Origin of the sequence: Methylomagnum ishizawai, assembly GCF_900155475.1 — a bacterium.
In the GTDB taxonomy this organism is placed as follows: domain Bacteria; phylum Pseudomonadota; class Gammaproteobacteria; order Methylococcales; family Methylococcaceae; genus Methylomagnum; species Methylomagnum ishizawai_A.
Genome location: NZ_FXAM01000001.1, coordinates 1,920,413 through 1,943,185 on the forward strand (window position 1 = coordinate 1,920,413; position 22,773 = coordinate 1,943,185).

A 22,773-nucleotide genomic window follows, 5' to 3' on the forward strand; every position below is an offset into this window, starting at 1 on the left:
TATGAATATTATAAAAACAGCGGGCACATATTATCTTGGTCTTTGCAATACCTATCACGATCCGGCTTTGGCCATCGTGGATGCCGAAGGCAATGTGTTATATGCTGAAGCCACCGAGCGCTATCTGCAATATAAACGGGCGCTGAACCACGCGCCGGACGATTTGCATTTATTACCCGCCCTGCTGCGGGAATATTGCCCCGATGCCCGGCGCTTCGTGGTGGCCGGCAATTGGCGGTCGCGGCGGCCCCTCTATGAACGGCTGGCCCAATATTTGGGCTGGCTCACCCCCAAGGGCATCCTCGGCTACCGGGGGCGGCGATTGACCGCCTGCGTCGAAACCTGGGAACTCAACCATATGCAGGCTTGCCAGCATCACGCCCTGCGTCGTGCCGGGATCGGGCTGGCCTGCGTCCTGCGGCGGGATTTTCCCGGTGTGCCGGTGGATTTCCGCCATTACGACCATCATCTGGCCCATGCCGCGTTGGCCTGTCAGGGTAGCCCGTTCGCGACGGCGGCTTGCGCCGTGATCGACTCCTACGGTGAACAGGGTTCACTGGCGTTCTTCGAGTATAGCGGCGGGAAACTGGTTCCCCGCCACGCGGCGCGGGGACCGGAGAGCCTCGGGTTCTTCTATATGAAGCTCACCGAACTATGCGGCTTCGAGTGGCTGGGCGGCGAGGAATGGAAAACCATGGGCTTGGCCGCTTATGGCCGTATCGACGAGGAGGCGCTGGGCTGGCTGCGGGCCATGATCCGGGTGGAGGGTGTGCGGCTGGTGCAGGACCGCGCCAGTTTCTTCCAGATGCTCAAACGCCTGGAAACCCGCCGCCGCGGCCCGCACCTGCCGCCGGAAACCGCCGCCGACCTGGCCCATACCGGGCAATATTTCTTCGCGGAAACCGTCGGGCGCTTGCTCAACAACCTGCATGGCCTCCAGATTTCCGGCAACTTGGCGCTGGGCGGCGGCTGTGCTTTGAACTCGGCCTATAACGGGCAGATTCTGGCCGGGACGCCGTTCGAGGCGCTCTATGTGCCGCCCGCGCCCGCCGACGATGGCACGGCCTTGGGCGCGGCTTGGCTGGCGTTCCGGCAGGATCGTCCGGGTTTGGCCGTCGTGCCGCGCTTGCTTTCGCCCTACCTGGGCAGTTCCATCCGGGACGAGGCTATCGAACGCTACGCCCGCCATTCCGGGTTGCCGGTCGAATATCTGCCCGGCGAGGCCATGGTGCCCAGGGCGGCGCGGCTGTTGGCGGCGGGCAAAATCCTGGGTTGGGCGCAGGGCCGGGCCGAATTCGGTCCCCGCGCCTTGGGCAACCGTTCCATCCTGGCCGATCCCCGTACCCCGGACATGGGCGAGCGCATCAACCGCGAGGTGAAATTCCGCGAGCGGTTCCGGCCCTATGCCCCGGCCATCCTGCACGAATATGGCCCGGAGTATTTCGAGGATTACCAGGAAACCCCGTACATGGACCGCACTTTGAAATTCCGCCCGGAGGCGCGGGCACGGGTGCCCGCCGTGGTCCATGTCGATGGCACCGGGCGGCTGCAAACCGTGAAGGCGGAGTGGAACCCCAGGTTCCATGCCTTGCTGGCCGAATTCCACCGCTTGAGCGGGGTGCCGGTCCTGCTCAACACCAGCTTCAATGTCATGGGCAAGCCCATCGTGCATGGGGTGGAGGATGCCATGGCGGTGTTCCTGGGGTCGGGATTGGATGCCTTGGCGCTGGGGGATTGGCTGTTCGCCAAGCCGGGGAGGTGGACATGAACGGTTTGCGCCGCCTGTGCCATGCCTTGTTGAAGGGTCCGGTTGTCCCCGCCGATGTGGAAGTCGCCGGAGCGCGGTTGGCGGCGGGTTTGGCCGGGGCCGGAGAAGACGAGGCCCGCTATCCGTTCGCCGAAACTTGGCACCCCGTCGGCTTGCCCGAGCCGGACGATGCCGCGAGTCGGAGGAGGGCGCTGTGCGCCCTCGCGCCCGTCGCCTTGCTGGACGGCGTCTGGCTGGCCCGCGTGGCCCAGCCCGCCACCGCCCATCGGGCCAGCGAATGCCATTTGTTCGATCTGTATTGCCGCCTTGTCGGTTTGGACGATCCGGCCTGTTCCCCGGCCCTGCGTTTCCGGGCCAAGCTGGTCGAGGCGGGCGTCCACCTGCCGCCGCTGGAGAGTCCGGCCTGCTTCGCCGCCGTGCCGGAGGCCGGGCTGGAGTTCGCCGCCGCGCATCTGGGTTTGATGCACCGGCCCCGGCGCTGCTTCCCGGAATTACTCGGTTACACCCTGGCCCATGTCCAGCGCGAACCAGGGTGGTGGGACGCGGAATCCGCCGGGCAACGCGGGCCTTACCGCGCCTTGGCGCTGGCCGCCTGGGCAGCCTATCCGCAACGGGAAGCACAGGCCGGGCGCATCCGGCGGGGCTGGTGTTTATACCGGCGGTTGTTCGATGGCTTGGCGCGGAATGTGGCCGTCGAACTGGCCCGGCGCTCCAACGCCGCCGCCGCCATGGCCGATCTGGTGCGGGCCAAATGCCGCCACGCTATCGGCTACCATGGCCGGATCGAACTGCGGGGCCGGAGCCTCGATGCTTGGCTGGCCGCGAGCGCGGACGATCCCGGCCCCTTGCTCGCGGCCTTGCGCGATTCGCCTTGGGTGGACCGGGCTTGTCCCGCGGGCAGCCGCTTGATCCGGGCGGTGGATTTCGGCGGGCCGATGTTCGGGGTGTTCGACGCGGACGAGCGGCGGGCTTGCCTGGAGTGGATCGCCGACCCACAAGCTCCGGTCGAGGTGGCGTACACATCGTGTACTGGGACGCCCTCCGATCCCGGACCCCGGCGGGGGCATGGCGCACGCACGCGAACCCCGCCGCGCAGGATCGATGCCCGCGACGTGTTCACCCGCTTACTCGCCACCGAATCCCCCGCCGAGGCTCCGCCGGAAGCCGACGCCGTGATCCTGGGCGTCCTCCGCCGCGCCCGCTGCTGCGCCCCGTTGCAACGCGGCCACCGCCGTTTTTTCCCCTATACCCCGGAAGGCTTCCACGCCCGGATCGAGGCCATGCACCGCCGCGAGGTCGGGCGCTACCGGCCTGGATCCGGCCCGCCCCGGCCCGGTCGGGAGGATTGCGAATGGGCGGTTTTGCAACTGGCCCCGGCCATTTTGGTCGATGGCGCTTGGCTGGCGGGCGTGGGCAGCGCCGCCGACTGTCTGGGGGAAACCGGGCGGCATTTGCTCAAGACCTATGCCGATGAACTGGGCGCGGGCCGGCCCGAATGGAACCATCCCAATGTCTACCGGCGCTTGCTGGAGAGCCTGGGTTTCGAGTTGCCGCCCTTCGATGGCGTGGCGTTCGCCCGCAGTCCCTTGTTTTTGGACGCCGCTTTCGAGATTCCGGCCTATCTGCTGGCGATGGGGCTGAGGACGGAGCGCTATTTCCCGGAATTGTTGGGGCTCAACCTCGCCATCGAACTGAGCGGCCTGGGCGCGGGCTATTTGCGGGGAGTGGATATCCTGCGCCATCACGGTATCGACCCGGCCATCCTCCAACTCCATTTGAGCATCGACAACCTCGGCAACGGCCACGCGGCGCGGGCGCGGGAAGCGGTGATCCTGTTCCTGGACGAGGTCCGGCGACGGGAAGGGGCCGGGGCGGTGCAGGCGCAATGGCGGCGGGTGTGGACGGGCTATCTATCGCTGCACGCGGCGGCGTTGGGCTTGGCGCTGGGGTTTTTGGGGCGGTATTTGCGGCACAGGCTGGTTGGGAAGCCCGTGCCACAAGCGGCCTAGGACGGGCCAGGCCTAGGCTTGTCCGGCCCGCCGCTGTAAGGAAGGCAGGCGCCAGAACGCCACGCCCAATCCGTGCCGCGCTTCCCGTACGATCAGCACCGAGTGGCGGACCAGCCGGATGACGTTGCCCTTCCTGAGGGCGAATACCAGCCGGGCGGTTTCGCCCACCAGCCATTCCTCCGGGGTCTGGGTTTCGACGAACACCCCGGACCGGCTCAGGTTCTTCGCCACGCCCCGGAGTTGGTGGCCCGAGGGGGTGATGAGGTAGGCGGACAGGGAGGCTTGGGAGCGCGGTGCGCCGCGCCGGTCTTTCTGGGTGAAGATTTTGCTCAACATGGTGGGGTCCGGGTTGAATGGGGATGTTTGGCTTTTTCGGGTATCAAGGATTGGGAGAGGAGCCTATCGTGCAGGATCGGACCGGATGTTACAAGCAAGCCATGCGCCAGCAAGCGGAATGCCTTGTATAACAGGGACTTGTTTTTAGGGGTAGCTACGAGTGTAAGGCACTCATGACGGAAATGAGACGGATGGGACCCGTTTTTCAGATTAGCGGCGGAAATTGTCAGCTTGGACGGTAGCTGCGCCCGGAGCAAGGGGGTTGCTTGGGGGGGCGGTGGGGGGCGGCGGGGTGGAAATCGATGGATCATTGCGGAACCCTTTGTCTATAATCCCCGCTTCCAGCCGGACGACACCCATCCCAGTTCCAGTCATAAGGACTCTATCGCTATGGCAGCCGTTAATCCCGCCCAACCTTCCCAGAATACTGCTTCCGGCGACCTTGATCCCGCCGAAACCCGCGAATGGCTGGAAGCCCTGGAGGCGGTCATCGAAGCCGAGGGCATCGAGCGGGCGCATTTCCTCATCGAAAGCTTGGTGGACCAGGCCCGGCGGGCCGGGGCCAACTTGCCGTACAAGGCTAATACCGCCTATATCAACACCATCCCGCCGCATTTGGAGCCGCAGCCGCCGGGCGATCCGGCCATCGAGGACCGCATCCGCGCCTATATCCGCTGGAACGCCATGGCCATGGTGGTGCGGGCCAACCGCAAATCCAGCGAATACGGCGGGCATATCGCCAGCTTCGCCTCTTCGGCCATGTTGTACGACGTGGGCTTCAACCATTGCTTCCGCGCCCCGGCCAAGGATTTCGGCGGCGATCTGGTCTATTTCCAGGGCCACGCCGCGCCCGGCATCTACGCCCGCGCCTTCATCGAAGGGCGCTTGAGCGAGGAACAACTCGACCATTTCCGTGCCGAGATCGAAGGTAAAGGCAAGGGTTTGTCTTCCTATCCGCATCCCTGGCTGATGCCGGATTTCTGGCAGTTTCCCACCGTGTCCATGGGGCTCGGACCGATCATGTCGATCTATCAGGCCCGCTTCATGAAGTATCTGGAAGGCCGCGGCATCGTCGCCACCCAGGGCCGGAAGGTCTGGGCCTTCTGCGGCGATGGCGAGATGGACGAACCGGAATCCATGGGAGCCATCGGCCTCGCGGGCCGCGAGAAACTCGACAACCTGATTTTCGTGGTCAACTGCAACCTGCAACGGCTGGACGGTCCCGTCCGCGGCGATGGCAAGATCATCCAGGAACTCGAAGCCGAGTTCCGTGGCGCGGGCTGGAATGTCATCAAGGTGATTTGGGGTTCGCGCTGGGATTCCTTGCTGGCGCGGGATACCAAGGGGTTCCTCAAGAAGCGCATGGAAGAGGCGGTGGACGGCGAGTACCAAGCCTACAAGGCCAAGAACGGCGCCTATGTCCGCCAGCATTTCTTCGGCAAGTACCCAGAACTCGCGGCCATGGTCGCCAATATGTCGGACGACGATATTTGGCGCTTGAACCGCGGCGGGCACGATTTCCTCAAGGTCTATGCCGCCTACGACGCCGCGCTGCGCCATACCGGCCAGCCCACCGTCATTTTGGCCAAGACCGTCAAAGGCTATGGCATGGGTCCGGTCGGCGAGGGCCGCATGACCACCCACCAACAGAAGAAGATGGACGACGCCTCGATCAAGGTGTTCCGCGATCGTTTCAATATCCCGGTCCACGACGACCGCCTGGGCGAGGTGCCCTACTACCGCCCGCCAGAAGACAGCCCCGAAATCCGCTATGTCAAGGAACGCCGCGCCGCGCTGGGCGGCTTCCTGCCCCAGCGCCGCTTGGACGCCCCGCACATCCAGGTGCCCGATTTGGAAGTGTTCGAGCCTTTGCTGAAGAGCAGCGAAGACCGCGATATGTCCACCACCATGGCCTTCGTGCGGATACTCACCCTGCTGCTACGGGATAACAAGGTGGGCCGCTATGTGGTGCCCATCGTGCCGGACGAGGCCCGCACCTTCGGCATGGACAGCCTGTTCCGCCAATACCGGATTTATTCCTCCACCGGCCAGTTGTACGAGCCGGAAGATTCCGGCAGCGTCATGTACTACCGCGAGGACAAGACCGGGCAAATCCTGGAAGAAGGCATCAACGAGGCCGGTTCCATGTGTTCGTGGATCGCGGCGGGCACGGCCTACAGCAACCACAACGTGCAGATGATCCCGTTCTACATCTACTACTCCATGTTCGGCTTCCAGCGGGTGGGGGATTTGATGTGGGCGGCGGGCGATATGCGCACCAAGGGGTTCCTTCTCGGCGGCACGGCGGGGCGCACCACGCTGGCGGGCGAGGGCTTGCAGCACCAGGACGGCCATACCCAGTTGGCGATGGCGGCGATCCCCAATTGCGTGGGCTACGATCCTTGCTTCGCCTATGAATTGGCGGTCATCATCCAGGACGGCCTCAAGCGCATGTACCAGGAGGGCGAGCAGGTTTTCTATTACATCACCGTGATGAACGAGAACTACGCCCACCCGCACATGCCGGAAGCCGTGCGCGAAGGCATCGTCAAGGGCATGTACAAACTGCGCGATGCGGGCCAGGCCGCCAAGGTGCAATTGCTGGGCAGCGGCACCATCCTGCGGGAAACGATCTTCGCCGCCGATTTGCTCAAGGCCGATTTTGGCATCGAATCCACCGTGTGGAGCGTGACCAGTTTCAGTGAACTGCGCCGCGACGGGCTGGACAAGGAGCGCTGGAACCTGCTGCATCCCGAACAGCCGCGCAAAATCAGCTATGTGGAGGAATGTTTGAAGGATGTCCCCGGCCCGGTGGTGGCGGCGTCCGATTATATGAAGATCGTAGCCGACCAAATCCGTCCGTATATGTCGCGCTCCTATACGGTGCTGGGTACGGATGGCTTTGGCCGTAGCGACCGCCGCTCGGAACTGCGGAGGTTCTTCGAGGTGGACCGCTATTACATCGCCGTGGCCGCGCTCAAATCCCTGGCCGACGCGGGCGGAGTGCCCGCCGCCAAGGTCACGGAAGCTATCGCCAAATACGGTATCGATCCCGAAAAGCCCAATCCGGTCACGGTCTAAAGGAAACCATCTATGGCAGTAGCTGTGCAAGAGGTCGTCGTCCCCGATATCGGCGATTTCAAGAATATCGAGATCATCGAAGTCTTGGTCAAACCGGGCGATGTCATCCAGCCCGAGGATTCGCTGATTACCCTGGAAAGCGACAAGGCGGCGATGGAAGTGCCGTCGCCCTTGGGGGGCGTGGTCAAGTCCTTGAAGGTGAAACCAGGGGATAAGGTCAACAAGGGCTCGCCTATCCTGACATTGGAAGTCGCGGAGGCGGGTGCGTCCGCGCAGCCCCAACCGGCTCCGCCCGCGCCCCCGGTGGCTGTCGTCCCGGAAACCCCGGCTCCCGCCACCGCGCCCGTGGCTCCGCCGCCGCCCGCGGCCACCGCATCGGCGGGGCCGGTCGAGCAAGAGGTCGTCGTCCCCGATATTGGCGACTTCAAGGACATCGAGATCATCGAAGTCTTGGTCAAGCCGGGCGATAGGATCGAGGCCGAAGCGTCCTTGATCACCCTGGAAAGCGACAAGGCAGCGATGGAAGTCCCGTCGCCCTATGCCGGACTCGTGAAAGCCGTGAAGGTCAAATCCGGCGACCGGGTCAACAAAGGGACGCCCATCCTGGTGCTGGAAACCCAGGACACGGCGGCGGCTCCGCAAGCGGTCCCCGTGGCGGTGGAAACCGCCGCCGCCGAGATCAAAGCCTCCGCCGCCCAGGAAGCCCCCGAGCGGGTGAGGCCGGTCGCGGTTGCCGGTGGAGAAACCACGGGCGACCGCAAAACCCCGCCCCACGCCAGCCCCGCCATCCGCCGCTATGCCCGCGAACTCGGGGCCAACCTGGAACGTATCCAGGGCAGCGGACCCAAGGGCCGCATCCTCAAGGAAGATGTGCAGCGCTTCGTCAAGGACAGCCTGCAACGGGCCGAACAAGCCGCCACGGCTCCCGCCGCCCCAGGGGGCGCTTTCGCCCTGCCGCCCATCCCCGAGGTGGATTTCAGCAAGTTCGGCCCGGTCGAGACCCTGGCCCTGACCCGCATTCAAAAGCTGTCCGGTCCGTTCCTGCACCGCAATTGGGTCGGCATCCCCCATATCACCCAGCACGACGAAGCCGATATCACCGACCTCGAAGATTTCCGCAAAGCGCTCAAGGCCGAGGCCGAGAAGAAAGGCATCAAGCTGTCGTTCCTGCCCTTTGTACTGAAAGCGCTGGTGGCTTCGCTCAAAGCCTTCCCCAGCTTCAATGCCTCGCTCGCCGCCGACGGCCAGTCCTTGATCCTGAAGCGATACTTCCATATCGGCGTCGCCGTCGATACCCCGGAAGGCTTGGTGGTGCCAGTGCTGCGCGACGTGGATCGGAAGAGCGTCTTCGACCTCGCCGCCGAACTGGCCGAACTCAGCCAGAAAGCCCGCAACAAGAAACTGCGCGGTCCCGACTTGGAAGGCGGTTGCTTCACCATCTCCAGCCTGGGCGGTATTGGCGGCACGGCCTTCACGCCCATCATCAACGCGCCCGAAGTCGCGATCCTGGGGTTGTCCAAGAGCCAGATGAAGCCGGTGTGGCAGGACGGCCAGTTCGTGCCGCGGTTGATGTTGCCCTTGTCCCTGTCCTACGACCACCGGGTCATCGACGGTGCCCAGGCCGCGCGGTTCATCGTGCATCTGGGCGCGATGCTGGCCGATTTGCGGCGGGTGCTGTTGTAGTTGCCATGTCCGCCCAGCGGGAGGCGGGCTTTTCGCGGGGGTGCCATGAACGTCGCGCAGCAACGGTTTTTCAGCGCCGAGGAATATCTGGCTTGGGAAGAGCGGCAAACCGTCAAGCATGAATACCTCCGGGGCGAGGTCTACGAAGTCTACGCGATGGCCGGGGCGCGGGACGCCCATGTGACCGTCGCGGGCAATGTGTTCGCCCTGCTCAAATCCCATCTGCGCGGCACGCCCTGCCGTACCTATATCGCCGATATGAAGTTGCGGGTGGAAGCCGCCGACGCCTATTTCTATCCCGATGTGTTCGTGACCTGCGATGTCCGCGACCGGGCTTCCGACCTCTGCAAATCCCATCCGCTGCTGGTGGTCGAGGTCTTGTCCGATTCGACTTCCGGCTACGACCGGGGCGGCAAATTCGCCAGCTACCGGCGACTGGACGATCTCCAAGAATACGTCCTGATCGATCCCGAGGCCCGCACGGTCGATGTGTTCCGCCGCGACACGACCAGCCATTGGGTGCTCCACCCCTACGCGGGCGGGGCCGAGGCCGAATTCGCCAGCCTGGACTTCCGGGCACCGCTTCCCCTGATTTTCGAGGACGTGGTCCCGCCCGCCACCTGAGGCGGCACCCCGTCCCCATCCTCCATCCCAACCAAGGATCATCCAGCCATGACCGAAAACGCAGCTTTCCATGCCGAAGTCCTCGTCCTGGGCGGTGGCCCTGGCGGCTATACCGCGGCTTTCCGCGCCGCCGACCTGGGCAAGCAGGTCGTCCTGGTCGAGCGCTATCCGACCCTGGGCGGCGTTTGCCTCAATGTCGGTTGTATCCCGTCCAAAGCCCTGCTGCATGTGGCCCAGGTCGTCCACGAAGCCGCCGAAGGCTCCAGTTTCGGCGTCAAATTCGGCCCACCCGAGATCGATCTCGCCAAGGTCCGCGACTATAAGAACAAGGTGGTCAAAACCCTGACCACCGGGCTGGCCGCCCTTGCCAAGCAGCGCAAAGTGACCGTGGTGCAGGGCGTCGGCCAATTCGTGTCCGACAAGACCCTGGCGGTCGAAACCGCCGAGGGTCCGAAAACCATCGGTTTCGATGCTTGCATCATCGCGGCGGGTTCGCAGCCGGTGAAGATTCCGGGTTTCCCCCACGACGATCCGCGTTTGATCGATTCCACCGGCGCTTTGGAACTGGCCGAGGTGCCCAAGCGCTTCCTGATCGTCGGCGGCGGCATCATCGGCCTGGAAATGGCGACGGTCTACCACGCCCTGGGTTCCGCCGTCAGCGTGGTGGAATTGATGGACCAGCTCATTCCGGGCTGCGACGCCGATCTGGTCAAGCCCCTGCACCAGCGCATCAAGAAGCAATACCAGAACATTTACCTCAAGACCAAGGTGGTCCGCATCGAGCCGGAGGCCGAAGGCTTGCGGGTGTTCTTCGAGGGCGAGGGCGCGCCCGAATCCGAAGTATTCGACCGGGTGTTGGTGGCGGTGGGGCGGCGTCCCAACGGCAAGCTGATCGGGGCCGAGCAAGCCGGGGTCCGGGTGGACGAACGCGGCTTCATCCCGGTCGATGCCCAGCAGCGCACCAACGTCCCCCACATCTACGCCATCGGCGATATCGTCGGCAACCCCATGCTGGCCCACAAAGCCACCCACGAAGCCAAGGTCGCGGCGGAAGTCATCGCCGGGCACAAGGCGGCGTTCCAGGCGCTGACCATCCCCTCGGTAGCCTATACCGACCCCGAAATCGCCTGGATGGGGCTCACCGAAACCCAGGCGCTGGCCCAGGGCGTCGAGTATGACAAAGCGGTATTTCCTTGGGCCGCGAGTGGCCGGGCCTTGGGTATCGGGCGGCGCGAAGGCTTGACCAAGATACTCTATGCCAAGGAGAGCCAAAGGATTCTAGGCGCAGGTATTGTCGGCACCAATGCCGGGGAATTGATCGCGGAAACCGTATTGGCTCTGGAAATGGGAGCCGATGTGCAGGATATAGCGCTTACCATCCATCCGCATCCCACTTTGTCCGAGACCTTTGCCTTCGCGGCGGAAATGGCGGAAGGGACGATTACGGATTTGTATATTAAGAAATAACGATCCTTCCAGTACGCCAGTGATCCGTGATAATAGCGCCGATGATAATGACGAACCAGAATCCACGCCCGCCCGCCGCCGATTCCGTGGTGGGTTTATCGCTGGTAGTGCCCGTATTCAACGAGGAAGAAGCGGTCGGATTATTCCTCGATAGGATAAGCCGGGTTTTCAGCGGGGATACTTCGGTAGCGGTCGAGGTGGTCTTCGTGAACGATGGCAGTACCGACCGCACCCTGGATTGTTTACTCGAACTCCAGCGGGAAAACCCCTGGGTACGGGTCGTCGATCTGAGCCGCAATTTCGGCAAGGAAGCCGCCTTGACCGCCGGTCTCCAACATGCGGGCGGACAGGTGGTGGTGCCCATCGATGTGGATTTGCAAGACCCCCCCGAATTGATACCGGCGATGATCGCCCAATGGCGCGAGGGTTATGAAGTCGTGTTGGGACGCCGGATCAATCGAGATACCGATTCCAGGGCCAAACGCCTATCGGCGGATTGGTTCTACCGTATTCATAACTGGATGTCGGATTCCCAGATTCCCGAGAATGTCGGGGATTTCCGTTTGATGGACCGGGCCGTGGTCGATGCCTTGAATAGCTTGCCGGAATCCAGACGCTTCATGAAGGGCTTGTTCGCCTGGGTGGGATTCCGCACCGCCGTGGTCGATTATGTGCGCCCGGAGCGTTCGGCAGGCACGACCAAATTCAACGGCTGGCGTTTATGGAATTTCGCCCTGGAAGGGCTGACCAGTTTCAGTACTATCCCGTTGCGGGTTTGGAGTTATATCGGCGGCTTGGTGGCGCTAGCGTCATTCATTTATGGCCTTTATATCATGCTGCGGGTGTTGATCCATGGGATCGATATGCCGGGGTATGCGTCCATTTTTACCGCAGTCACTTTTCTGGGGGGGTTGCAGTTGCTCGGTATAGGTATTATCGGCGAATATTTGGGCCGCACCTATATCGAATCCAAGCGGCGTCCGGTGTTCCTAATCCGTCATATCTATGAATCCAAGGATTGAACGATGGATGTTAAAGAGGTAGATATTCTGGGCGATGATATCGTGGGCCATTGGTATTACCGCTCCAAGGCCAAGGCGATGGTGCGCTTCCTGGATGGGGCGGTGCCCCGGAAGATATTAGATGTGGGTGCGGGTTCAGGTTTCTTTTCCAGTTATCTGCTCTCCCATACCACGGCCTCCGAAGCTTGGTGCGTCGATATTGGTTATGGAGCGGACCTGGAGGGCGCGGAAGGAGGGAAGCCGGTCCATTACCGGCGCTCGGTGGACAGGGCCGATGCCGATTTGGTCTTGCTGATGGATGTGCTGGAACATGTGGACGACGATGCCGGGCTGCTCGCCACCTATGCCGACAAGGTGCTGCCCGGCACGCGCTTCCTGATTTCGGTGCCGGCCTTCCAATTCCTGTGGAGCGGGCACGACGAATTCCTCGAACACAAGCGGCGTTATACCCTGGCCCAACTCGAAGCCGTGGCCGGTCGGGCCGGTCTTGAAGTGAAATATGGGGGATATTATTTCGGCTTGGTGTTTCCCCTAGCCTGGCTCACCCGCTTGGGAAGCCGGTGGTTGCGGCGGCAAGGCCCGGCGAGGTCGCAACTCAAGCGGCACCATCCCTGGGTGAACGCGCTGCTCGGTGCGGTGTGCCGGGTGGAGTTACCGTTCGCCCGGTATAACCGGCTGGCCGGTCTGACTGTGTTTTGCTTGGCGGTGCGCGCCTGAGACCGGCCCGAGCCGGGCGCGGGGCGTCCGTCCCCGACCGCTATTTCCTTCCTTCCGGTAGGTTCGGCGCGATACCGCGCAAGACCCGCCGGAAACTTCCCATTCAACGACAACCGCGGTTGGCCCCGCTGGACTCCCGGATTGCCTGGGCCGATGCCAGCCGCTCCCGCCCACTGGGGTTCCATGATTTTCTTCAAAAAGCACGTGGGCATCGAAACCGCCCGCTTTTGGCGCGAGTTCATCATCGCGGGTCGCTTTGGCATGGTGGGGGTCGCCGCCACGGCGGTCCATATCACGGTGGTGTGGCTGTTGGTCGGGACGGGGTGGTTCCCGGTGTTGGCCGCCAATTTGGTGGCATTCCTGACGGCTTTCGGTATTTCCTTCACCGGAAATTATTGCTGGACTTTCAGCAGGCCCGGCTGTCCACGCCGGGCGTTGGCGAGGTTTTTCTTGATTTCCGGGAGCGCGTTCGCGGCCAATACCGTGGTGCTGGCGGCCTTGTTGCGGACCGGATGGCTCGCGCCCCAAGTCGCCGCTGTGGCCTCGGCGGCGCTGATTCCCGTGATTACTTTTCTCGCTAGCAGGTTGTGGGTATTCCGCGCATCCGTGGCGAGGTCCGGGGCAAACCCGGCGGGCACCGGCTTTGCGATGTTCGACGGCGGGAATCGGGTTGGGTGGATATCGGTATTGCCCGTGGTTTTGGGGGTAGCCGCATTCTGGATGGTGGTTGGGCCGAGGGTATTGGATCCGACCAATATCGCCTGGCTCGACGATGGCGATCCCGCCACCCATTATCTGGGATGGCAGTTTTTCCGGCATTCCGATTGGCATTTTCCCTTGGGCTTGAACCCCGATTATGGCCTCGAACTGGGCAATGCCATTGTCTTTTCCGACTCAAATCCCCTGATGGCGTTCCTGTTTAAACCGGTGGCGGCCCTGTTGCCCGAACCTTTCCAGTATTTCGGGTTATGGATGCTGGCCTGCTTCATCTTGCAGGCGTGGTTCGCCTGGAAACTGCTTGGATTGGTTGTCGATAGTCCGTCGATACGCGCTTTGGGCTGCGGGTTGTTTTTGTTCTCCCCGCCGATGATTTGGCGCTTGAATGGGCATATCAGCCTGATGGGGCATTTTTTGATCCTCGCCGGCCTTTATCTGGCTTTGAACCCTTGGTCGGAACGGCGCTCGTCGGCTTGGGGCTTGCTACTGGGGGTTGCCGCCTTGGTCCATTCCTATTTCCTGGCGATGGTCGCGGCCTTGTGGCTGGCCGATCTCGCCGGACAAACCCGCTGGGGCGGGCGGGGTATCCGTGGAGTCCTTGCCGAACTCGCCCTGAGCCTCGCGCTGGTCGGCGTCATTTGTTGGCAGGCTGGTTATTTTAGTATTCGTGGCGGTATGATCGTCGGTGGCTATGGGTTTTATCGGATGAATCTGCTGTCCCTTTTCGATGCCGATGGATGGTCGTATGTCTTGAATGATATACCGGGCGGGAGTGGGGACTATGAGGGGTTCAATTTCTTGGGCTTGGGTGTGGTGTTACTGTTGCTTTGGTCCATCCCATCCGTGATCGGGATACGGGTGGATTTGGGGGTGGTACTACGGAAAAGGCCCGCTGTAATAGGCTTGTTTGTCGCCTTGGGTGTTTTTGCGGTTTCCAATAAAATCGGTATTGGACCTTATAATATTGAATTCTCTCTGCCGGAATGGGGGACGCGGCTGACCAATACCTTCCGTAGTTCTGGGAGGATGTTTTGGCCGGTGTTTTACGCGCTGCTATTGACGATTATTTACGTGATCACCAGGGCGCATGAAAAACGGGTGGCTGTGAGTTTGCTGGCCGTGGCTCTGGCTGTTCAGGTGGTGGATACCGGGGCGGCTTGGCAGGATTTCCATGCGAGGTATATGGCGACCCCGGCGGTGGAATGGAAAACCCCTTTGCGCGACCCTTTTTGGGCCGAGGCAGCGACCCATTATAAGAAAGTCCGCTGGGTCCGCCCGGAAAACCATACCCCGGATTGGCAGGTGTTCGCGGCCTACGCGGGCCATTATGGCTTGGGGACCGATGCCGTCTACCTCGCCAGGGTCGGCGCGGGGCCGTTGGTCGCGGCCCAAGTCCAGGCTGGGGAAGCCATCGCCACCGGGCGCTACCAACCGGATTCGCTCTACATCCTCGAAGGTGGCGTGTTGGGTCCGGCCCTGCTCGGCCTCGATGCCAAAACCGATCTGCTGGCCCGGATCGATGGCTTCAATGTGCTGGCTCCAGGCTGGAAAACCTGCGCCGGATGCGGGCCTGTCGTCGGCGAGTTGGCGTTGACCGATATTTTTCCGCCAATCCGGGTGGGCGAGCGGATTCAATTCACGCGGTCCGCCCCCGGCACCGCTTATCTGGTAGCGGGATGGGCGGGGCCGGAGCCGTGGGGAACATGGTCGGAGCGGTCCGCGGCCAAGATCAGGCTGCCGTTAGCGAGTGCCGATGCCCAGGAGATACTGATCGAGGCCAACGCCCTGGTGGCGTCCCCGCATCCCGAGCAGGCGGTCGAGGTGTGGATGAACGGGGTTTTGGCCGGTACCGAGCGCCTGACCCGATATTCCGGCAACCAAATCCGCATGGCCATTCCCCAGGCCGTCCGCGACCAACTCGGGACGGACCCGGTCTTGAACCTGAAATTCAAATTCCCAGGCGTGGTCCGCCCGGTGGACATTGGCCTCGGCGACGACAAGCGCCACCTCGCGCTGGGGCTCATCGCCATCACCGTGCGCTGAGGCGTGCCCCGGTTAGCTGTCCCCCCGCACCACCCGGAGCAAGCCCTGGGCGCTCTCGGCCCAGGTTCGCCAGGGCAATCCTTGGGAGCGGGGCTGTGCGCCCTGGACCCATAGCTCCAACCAGTCCCGGACCGCCCGCGTCAGTGCTTCCGGCGTGTGGCCCTCGAAGAAAAAGGCGTGGTCCCGCGCCACTTCCCGGAATACCGGAATATCCCGTGCGATGATCGGCAGCCCATGCCGGGCGGCTTCGATCAAGGGCAGGCCGAAGCCTTCCCCCAAACTGGCGGCGATCAGGCAGGCGCTGGCCGCGTAGACCCGCCCCAGGTATTCGTCGCTGATCCCTTCCAGCCAGAAGAGGCGCTGGCCGAGTTGGGGATGTTGGCGCAATATCTGGACGGTTTCCGGGATGTCGCGCCGGGCGGGGTCGGGCAAATCCCCCCAGCCTTCCTTGCCGACGATCACCAGATTGGCCTCCACGCCCGCGTCCCACAGCTGGAAAAAGGCTTGGATGGCTTGCAGATACCCCTTGCGCGGCTCGACGGTGCCCACCATCAGGAAGCTGGGGCGGGCCTCTAGGGCGGCGAGTACGGCGTCCGCGTCTTCGGGCAGGCCCATGGAAGGCGCGGAATTCGCGAAATCCGCGCCGTGATGGGAACAGCCGATATGGAACTGGTCGGCGCGGTCCGGCGCTTCCGCCGCCAGCCAAGCCGCCAGGTCGTCCGCGACCGCCTGGGAAATGCACACCGCGCCGTCGAACTGGGCGATGGCCCGTAGCCAGCGGGCATGGTTTTGCTCGGCACCCGGCGCGAATACTTCCGGCATCCGCACCGGGAGCAGGTCGTGGACCATGAAATACACCCGGACCCCATGGTTGCGGTAATGGGCGAACAAGCCGGCTTGCTCGGCCTGGATCAGCCGGTCCCCGGAAATATCCAATCCCACTAGCAGATCGCCGCTGTCCGGTTCCACCCAGTCGTCCGCCAGTGCGTCCGGGGGGCAGCCCAGCAGTTCCAGGGCGTAGCGCCGGGCGTAGCGGTATTGCCAACCGGCGGCGGACTGTTCCAGATAGACCGGCTCGACCCGGAAACCCGCGGGCGGCGCGTTCAACAAGGCCAGGGTTAGCGCCCGCACCACCCGCTCGATGCCGGTTTTGAGGTCGTGGTGGCAGGTCGCCGAAACATCCAGCAGCAAGCGCCGCCCGGCCCGCCGGGGCGGGAAATCCGCCGCCAGCGCCCGCGCCAGCCCGGCCCGCTCGGCGTCGGTGGGTCGCCAGTCCGGGGTCGCGGCGAGGGTGTCGATCAAGGCCGGTAGGGCCGTAGCGGCGGTGTGGTGGAAATGCTCGATGGCCGTGGCGTAGCGGGCCGCGCAGGCCGCCGGGGAGTGCCGGGTCGCGATGACCTCCCTGGCGTTCGCGCCCAGTTCGGCACGTGTTTCCGCCGAGCGCCACAGGGTTTCCAGGGCTTCGACCAAATCGGCGTCGGCGAAGCCGTCCGCCAGCATCCACACCGCGTCCTGGGGGAGTTCGGCCATCGAGCCATTGGCGTTCACCACGGTGGGCAGGCCGTGGGCCATGCAGTCGAGGACCGTCCCCGAGGTTTCGCCGCGGGAATGGGCCCGCAATTGTACGGCCAAATCCGCCGCCGCGAGATAGCGGCGGTAGAGCGGCGTGTCGGCCCAGCCGGTGATGGCGATGCGGTCTTCCAGGCCGTGGGCGTGGATGGTCGAGAGCAGCGCCGCGCCGTAGTCCCCACCATGGTTCTCGCCGACGAACACCAGTTTGCAGCGCCCGGAACGGGCCAGGTCCGAGGCCAGCCACGCTGCCAGCAGGCGGTGGTTCTGCTTGGTTTCGCCCAGCAGGCCGAAGCTGCACACCAGGAAGTCGGATTCCGCCAGGCCCAGCCCGACCCGGATCGAAGCGCGGTCCGGGTTGTCGGTGCCGATCCGCAAATGCGGGATCACCGCCCAGTCCCGCGGGAACTCCGGCCCATACCACTCCTGGGCGAGGCGGCGCGAATATTCGGAATGCACGATGACGCCCTGGGCCTGCCGGAGAATATCGAGGTTGGCCGGGAACACCCGTTTGACTTCGTCGATATCCGCGAGATAACGGTCCCGTACCGCGCCATAGCCATGGGCGGCGTAGAGCGCCGCCGTCCACACCGGGCCGGAACCGGCGCAGAGTTCTTGGTAGGACATCAGGCCGCTCAGATAGAAATCATGCAGGACCACGGTGCCGGGGACCGCTTGCAGCAGGGCCACCATATGCCAATGGAAGGGCGAATTGCCCATCTGGTAGACCACGCGGTCGAGGGAATCCCGGTTCGCCAAGAGCCAGGGCACGTCCCGGAGGGGGCAATGGGCCTTGATCCAGGGATCGGATACTGCGGCTTGGTCCACCACGACTTCGAGGTCGTAATGGGTGGCCAGGGCGGGCAGCAATTCCGCGCTGTAATCGGCGATGCCGGTGCGTTCCGGTGGCAGGGGCGACACGAAGGCCAGGCGCGGACGCCGCCCCGGCGGCGGTGCGCTGGGCGGCGGCGGCGAGCGCCGCGCCCACAATCGCTCGAAGGCGGCCCAGGCCCGGCGGGCGCTCTCGTCCCAGGAGAAACGGGCGGCTTGTTGGCGGCCATGGGCCTGTAATTCCGCGCGGAAGGCGTCGTCGCCCAGCGCCTGGGCCATGCGCGAGGCGATGGAGCGGGCATCCATCGGGTCGAACAAGGCATCCTCGCGCCCGACCACCTCCGGCAGGCTGGAAGTGTTGGCGGCGATGACCGCCGCCCCGCAGGCCATGGCTTCCAGGGCGGGCAACCCGAAGCCCTCGTGCCAGGATGGGAACACGAACAAGCGGCACAGGGTGTAGAGCTGGACCAGTTCCTCGTCCGGGATGTAGCCGGTGAACACCACCTCGTCGCCGCCCAGGCCGAGCGCCTTGGCCCGGCTCCGCAATTGCGCGAGGTCCGCCGCGCAGGATTTGCCCGCCAAAACCAATTGGTGCGCGTTCCGCAGGCCGCGGGGCAGGGCGGCGTAGGCTTCGAGTAAACGGGGCAGGTTCTTGCGTTCGTCGGTGCCCCCGGTGTAGAGGACGAAGGGCCGCGCGCACCCCCATTTCGCCCTGAGGACGTCGGCTTCGTGGGCCGGGATGGCGCTGGGCTTGAACCGCCCGTCCACGCCTTCCGAGGTGTTCACCACCTGCTCGCCCGCCACGTCCAGGCAGGCCAGGGTTTCCGCCCTGGACGACTCCGAAACCGCCAGCAACAGGTCGGCCTGCCGCAAATAGCGGGCCTTGCGCTGGTAGAAGCGGTCGTAGGCCGGTTGGGGCTTGAGGTAATGCTCCGGGTTCAAGAGCGGGATCAGGTCGTGGATGGTCACGCAGACCGGCGTGGTCCGGTCGAAGCGGCCGATGCTGACCACCGCGTCGTCGATGAAACCCTCGAACAGGCTGGGGATGAACACGATATCCGGTGCCAAACTGGCCAGGAAGGCTTCCCTGATTAGCTCGGCCCTATCGCGCCGTCCCAGGTTGGCCGCGTCGTCCTCGCGTACCGGCCCCGGCGCGTACCAGACCCGGAGATGGGTGGGCGGCAGCAGGCCGGCCAGGGCGGCGCGGATGGGCTGGATCGAATCCGGTAAAAGGCCGTTCAGCGCCAGGACGATTTCATGGCCGCCCCGGTGGCGGATCATGGCTTCTATAAGCGACAAGGTGTAGCGGCCTATGCCGCGGAAGCGGCTTTCGGTCTGCGCTCCCTGCAGGTCGATGACAATACGCATCGAAGATTCCCCCTTGGATGTCTTATGGGTTGTTGTCGGTTTTGGTTTTCAAGGCCAAATAGATACGGCGGGCCTCGGGCGTCAACGTGGGCAGCAGGGCGCTTTCGTCTAGGCCGGGGTCGGGGTCGGGTGCGCCGGGGGTGGCGACATGGAGTTTGCCTTGGCCATCGACCACGACCACGCCGGTGTTGAGGGCGACGCGCCGCAGGCGGCGATGCAGCCAGGGAAAGCAGGTCTTGAGCAGCGTACTCAGCGGATGGCCGAGGGCCGGCCTGGACAGCAGCCGGTGGATGGAGGCCGCCAGGAGCGGGCGCAGGGTTTGCTTGGTTTTGACGCTGGTGTGCCAAGCCACCGAAAAATCGCCCTTGATGATTTGCCGGGCGAGGCGCAGGGCTTGGGCCAGGGGGCGGCGGGCGTGGCTCGCCTGCAACCGGCTGGAAAGTTCGGTCGAGGCGAGCTTGGCGTATTGGGCTTGGATGGCGGCTTGCCGGGCGTGGTCTTCCGCTTGCGCGGCCTGGGCTTCGGCCTGTTCGGCGCGGGCCAGCGCCTGTTCGGCTTGGGCTTCGGCCTGTTCGGCCCTGGCCAGCGCCTGTTCGGTCTGGGCTTCGGCCTGTTCAGCCCTGGCCAGGGCCCGCCCGGCCTGGGTTTCGGCTTCGCGGACGAGTTCGGCGAGTTGGGCTTGTTCGTGTCGGAGCGCGGCTTCCAGGTCCGCGCCCCGCGTTAGCGCCTGCCCGGCCTGGGCCGCGGCGTGTGCGGCCTGGGTTTGGACCTGTTGGATGCGCTCGGCCAGTTGCGACTGGTAGCGCCGGGTCAGGGTGTCGAGGTCGAGCCCGTATTCCACCGCGAAGGGCGGGTCCAGGGCGGTGGTGGCCGTTTTCTGGGCCACGACAGCGTAGTCGGGGCTGGCACCTTCCAGCACGTCCTGGAGGGTCAGCGCCGTGGCGGGATCGGCGAGCGCCTTGGATTCCTGGAGGCGCAGGATTTTGTGGCGGGCGAAACCGCTGTGTTCGGCGAGGAAGGCGAGCAGGGCCGGCGGGATAGGGCGGCGGTGGGTCGGGTCGAGGTAGAACTCGCGGGTGGCGACCAGAATGTTTTCCGGGTTCGGGGTTTCCATGATGAGCAAGCCGCCGGGCACCAAGACGCGCAGCGCGTGCGCGACCAGGTCTTGCAGGCATGGAAACGGGATGTGTTCCACGAAATGGAAGGCGGACACCAGTCCCAGGCTGGCATCCGGCAAGGCGGCGATGAAGTCGAGCGCGTCGCCGCGTTCGGCCTTGAGCCCGAGTTGGCGGCAGGCCGCCAACATGCCGGGATCGAGGTCGATGCCGGTGGCGTCGAAGCCCAGCGAGGCCAGCAGTTCCAGCCATTCGCCCCGGCCACAGCCCAGGTCCACGGCCCAGGCCCCGCCGTCCAGGTCCAGCAAGGGCCGCACGAAGGGCAGGTAGACCTGTAGGCGGGATTGGATCAGCTCGCGCGGGCCGCGGTAGCGGTCCTCGAACGCGAAGTAGAAGTTATCGCTCAACTGAGTTCTCCAGGGCTGGGGGTAGCCAGGCGACCCCGACGAAAGGGGTTTGGTCGATATTGATGACTTTGAACACCAGGGCCAGGTCGCGCCATTCGTAGTTGCGGGTGATATGGACCGGGGAGGCGTGCAAGGCCACGGCGATGGAATAGGCGCCCTCGCCCAGGTTGGCGGCGAAATGGAAGATGGATTCCACGCGGGCGCCTTGGGGCACGGCGGCGAGGGGGCGGTCGAGGTGGTGGGTGTTGGTGCCGAACACCGGCTGTCCCAGCCGGTCCTTGATCATATAGCCCACCACCAGTTCCGGGAGGTCGGCGTTGGCCTGGGCGGTGATTTTGAGCTTGAGCTTTTGGCCGACGTTGACGAATTCGACCGGCGCGTCGCTTCCGTCCAGCAGCGCCACGTCGAGGATGCTGGCCTCGCCGGTGCCGGAGACGGTCCGCGCCCTGCCATCGTCGAGGAAGGATTGCTCGACCTTGCTGTTTTCCTTCTGGGCGATCAGGGCGTTGTAGAAATCCATCACCGTCTCGGGGTTGCCGTCCTGGATGACGCGGCCCTGGTCGAGCAGGATGGCCCGGTCGCAAATCGCCTGGATGGCCCCCCGGTCGTGGGAAACGATGAGCAGGCTGCTGCCCTGGCGTTGGAACTCGCGGATGCGGGCGAAGCTCTTGTGCTGGAAATAGGCGTCCCCCACCGACAAGGCTTCGTCGATGATGAGGATATCGGGCCGGTGGGCGGTCGCCACGGCGAAGGCCACCCGCATTTGCATCCCGCTGCTATAAGTCCGCACCGGCTGGTCGAAATATTCGCCGATTTCCGCGAATGCCTCGATGGCGTCGATCTCGGCGTCGATCTGGCCGGGGGAATGGCCCATCAACCCCGCCGCGTGGTAGGCGTTCTGGCGGCCGGTGAGTTCGGGGTGGAAGCCCATCCCGAGTTCGAGGATGGCGGCGACGCGGCCCCGTACCGCGACACCGCCCTCGCTGGGCCGGAGCGTCCCGGCGATGATCTTCAGCAGGGTGCTTTTGCCCGCGCCGTTCTGGCCGGCGATGCCGACGGCTTCCCCCGGTTGGAGGGCGAAGGACACGTCCCGCAGCGTCCAATGTTCCTCCCGTGGACGCAGGGGCAGGCCGAACCAGGAGAGGACGCGCCGCCATTCGCCGCCGAAATCGCGGTAGGCTTTGCCCAGATGGGAGACTTCCAGCACGGCGCTCATAGGACGTCCACCATTTCTTCGCTGGCCCGCCGGTACAGGAACAAGGCCAAGCCCAGCGAGGCCATCGCCCACAGGGCCGGATAGGCTAAACCGGGCCAATCCGGGGCACGGCCATACATCAAGATGGCTTGATAGCCCGCCACGATGGGGGTCATGGGGTTGTAGGCCAGCCATCCGGCATAGTCGGCGGGCAAGACCTGCGGAGCGTAGACGATGGGAGTGAGCCAGAACCAGAATTGCAGCACGATGGGGAGGGTCTGGCCGATATCGCGCAGGAACACATTGATGATCCCGAGGCACAGCCCGAGGCCCGCCGCCAATCCCAGCGTCAGCAGGATCAGCACCGGCAGCCATAAGCCCTGCCAAGTGGGCGGGTGTCCCAGCAGGCCGAACACCGCCAGGACGGCGGCCAGCAGCATCAGGTTGTTCAACAAGGCACCGCCGACCACGATGAGCGGCAGGGCGAGTTTGGGGAAGGCCATTTTCTTGAGCAGCGGGCCGTTGTCGATGAAGACTGTAAGGCTTTGCCCCAACACCTCGGCGAACAGCGACCAAGCCGCCATGCCCGCCATCAGATAGATGGCATAAGCGTGTTTGTTGTCGATGCCCGGCAGCCGCGCGGCCAGCACTTCCGATAGGACCAGGGCGTAGATGGCCACCTGGGCCAGGGGGTGCAGGATCATCCACAGCCCGCCCAAACGGCTGCGGACGAAGCGGACGACCAATTGGTTTTTGATGGAACTGGCGATGAAATGACGGTATCGCCAAACCGGGAGCAGGATCGCTTTCATCAATGGGTG

The 22,773-nt window shown here is 64.2% G+C and carries 14 protein-coding genes; 9 read left to right on the forward strand and 5 right to left on the reverse strand.

Going from position 1 to position 22,773, the window contains the following annotated elements; all coding sequences use genetic code 11:
• Position 1 precedes the first annotated feature (1 nt).
• Positions 2–1,768, forward strand: coding sequence for a carbamoyltransferase family protein (locus B9N93_RS08620; protein WP_085212738.1), 1,767 nt, complete (start codon positions 2–4; stop codon positions 1,766–1,768).
• Positions 1,765–3,777: an iron-containing redox enzyme family protein gene (locus B9N93_RS08625; RefSeq protein WP_085212740.1), complete on the forward strand. Its 2,013-nt coding sequence runs from the start codon at positions 1,765–1,767 to the stop codon at positions 3,775–3,777. Before B9N93_RS08620 ends, B9N93_RS08625 begins: the two co-directional genes overlap by 4 nt.
• A 12-nt stretch (positions 3,778–3,789) precedes the next feature.
• Here B9N93_RS08625 and B9N93_RS08630 read toward each other — a convergent pair whose 3' ends face one another.
• Positions 3,790–4,113 (reverse strand): PilZ domain-containing protein, encoded by a 324-nt coding sequence (locus B9N93_RS08630; protein ID WP_085212742.1) that lies wholly within the window; start codon positions 4,111–4,113, stop codon positions 3,790–3,792.
• A gap of 390 nt (positions 4,114–4,503) precedes the next feature.
• Between B9N93_RS08630 and aceE the strand changes: the two genes are divergently transcribed.
• The 7 genes from aceE to B9N93_RS08665 all read left to right on the forward strand — a co-directional run bounded on the left by aceE (position 4,504) and on the right by B9N93_RS08665 (position 15,467).
• Positions 4,504–7,194 (forward strand): pyruvate dehydrogenase (acetyl-transferring), homodimeric type, encoded by a 2,691-nt coding sequence (gene aceE / locus B9N93_RS08635; protein ID WP_085212744.1) that lies wholly within the window; start codon positions 4,504–4,506, stop codon positions 7,192–7,194.
• A 12-nt stretch (positions 7,195–7,206) separates the two neighbouring features.
• Positions 7,207–8,877, forward strand: coding sequence for a dihydrolipoyllysine-residue acetyltransferase (aceF, locus tag B9N93_RS08640; RefSeq protein ID WP_085212746.1), 1,671 nt, complete (start codon positions 7,207–7,209; stop codon positions 8,875–8,877).
• A 45-nt stretch (positions 8,878–8,922) separates the two neighbouring features.
• Positions 8,923–9,501: a Uma2 family endonuclease gene (locus B9N93_RS08645; protein ID WP_085212748.1), complete on the forward strand. Its 579-nt coding sequence runs from the start codon at positions 8,923–8,925 to the stop codon at positions 9,499–9,501.
• 48 nt (positions 9,502–9,549) lie between these two features.
• The gene (lpdA, locus tag B9N93_RS08650) at positions 9,550–10,968 is read left to right on the forward strand and encodes a dihydrolipoyl dehydrogenase (RefSeq protein WP_085212750.1); all 1,419 of its coding nucleotides are present in this window, start codon (positions 9,550–9,552) and stop codon (positions 10,966–10,968) included.
• A gap of 47 nt (positions 10,969–11,015) precedes the next feature.
• Positions 11,016–11,990 (forward strand): glycosyltransferase family 2 protein, encoded by a 975-nt coding sequence (locus B9N93_RS08655; RefSeq protein ID WP_085212753.1) that lies wholly within the window; start codon positions 11,016–11,018, stop codon positions 11,988–11,990.
• Between the two features lie 3 nt (positions 11,991–11,993).
• On the forward strand, positions 11,994–12,707 hold the full coding sequence (locus B9N93_RS08660; RefSeq protein WP_085212755.1) for a class I SAM-dependent methyltransferase: 714 nt from the start codon (positions 11,994–11,996) through the stop codon (positions 12,705–12,707).
• Positions 12,708–12,890: 183 nt separating this feature from the next.
• A complete protein-coding gene (locus tag B9N93_RS08665; RefSeq protein ID WP_176225197.1) occupies positions 12,891–15,467 on the forward strand; it encodes a DUF6311 domain-containing protein in 2,577 nt (858 codons plus the stop codon).
• Between the two features lie 12 nt (positions 15,468–15,479).
• Here B9N93_RS08665 and B9N93_RS08670 read toward each other — a convergent pair whose 3' ends face one another.
• The 4 genes from B9N93_RS08670 to B9N93_RS08685 are packed head-to-tail and all read right to left on the reverse strand — an operon-like array spanning position 15,480 to position 22,764.
• Entirely contained in the window at positions 15,480–19,235 is a 3,756-nt protein-coding gene (locus B9N93_RS08670) for a glycosyltransferase (RefSeq protein WP_085212759.1), read from the reverse strand.
• Positions 19,236–19,257: 22 nt separating this feature from the next.
• Positions 19,258–20,757: a class I SAM-dependent methyltransferase gene (locus tag B9N93_RS25975; RefSeq protein WP_085212761.1), complete on the reverse strand. Its 1,500-nt coding sequence runs from the start codon at positions 20,755–20,757 to the stop codon at positions 19,258–19,260.
• Positions 20,747–21,973, reverse strand: coding sequence for an ABC transporter ATP-binding protein (locus B9N93_RS08680; RefSeq protein WP_085212763.1), 1,227 nt, complete (start codon positions 21,971–21,973; stop codon positions 20,747–20,749). Before B9N93_RS08680 ends, B9N93_RS25975 begins: the two co-directional genes overlap by 11 nt.
• The gene (locus tag B9N93_RS08685; protein ID WP_085212765.1) at positions 21,970–22,764 is read right to left on the reverse strand and encodes an ABC transporter permease; all 795 of its coding nucleotides are present in this window, start codon (positions 22,762–22,764) and stop codon (positions 21,970–21,972) included. The genes B9N93_RS08680 and B9N93_RS08685 overlap by 4 nt, the downstream gene beginning before the upstream one ends.
• Positions 22,765–22,773 lie beyond the last annotated feature (9 nt).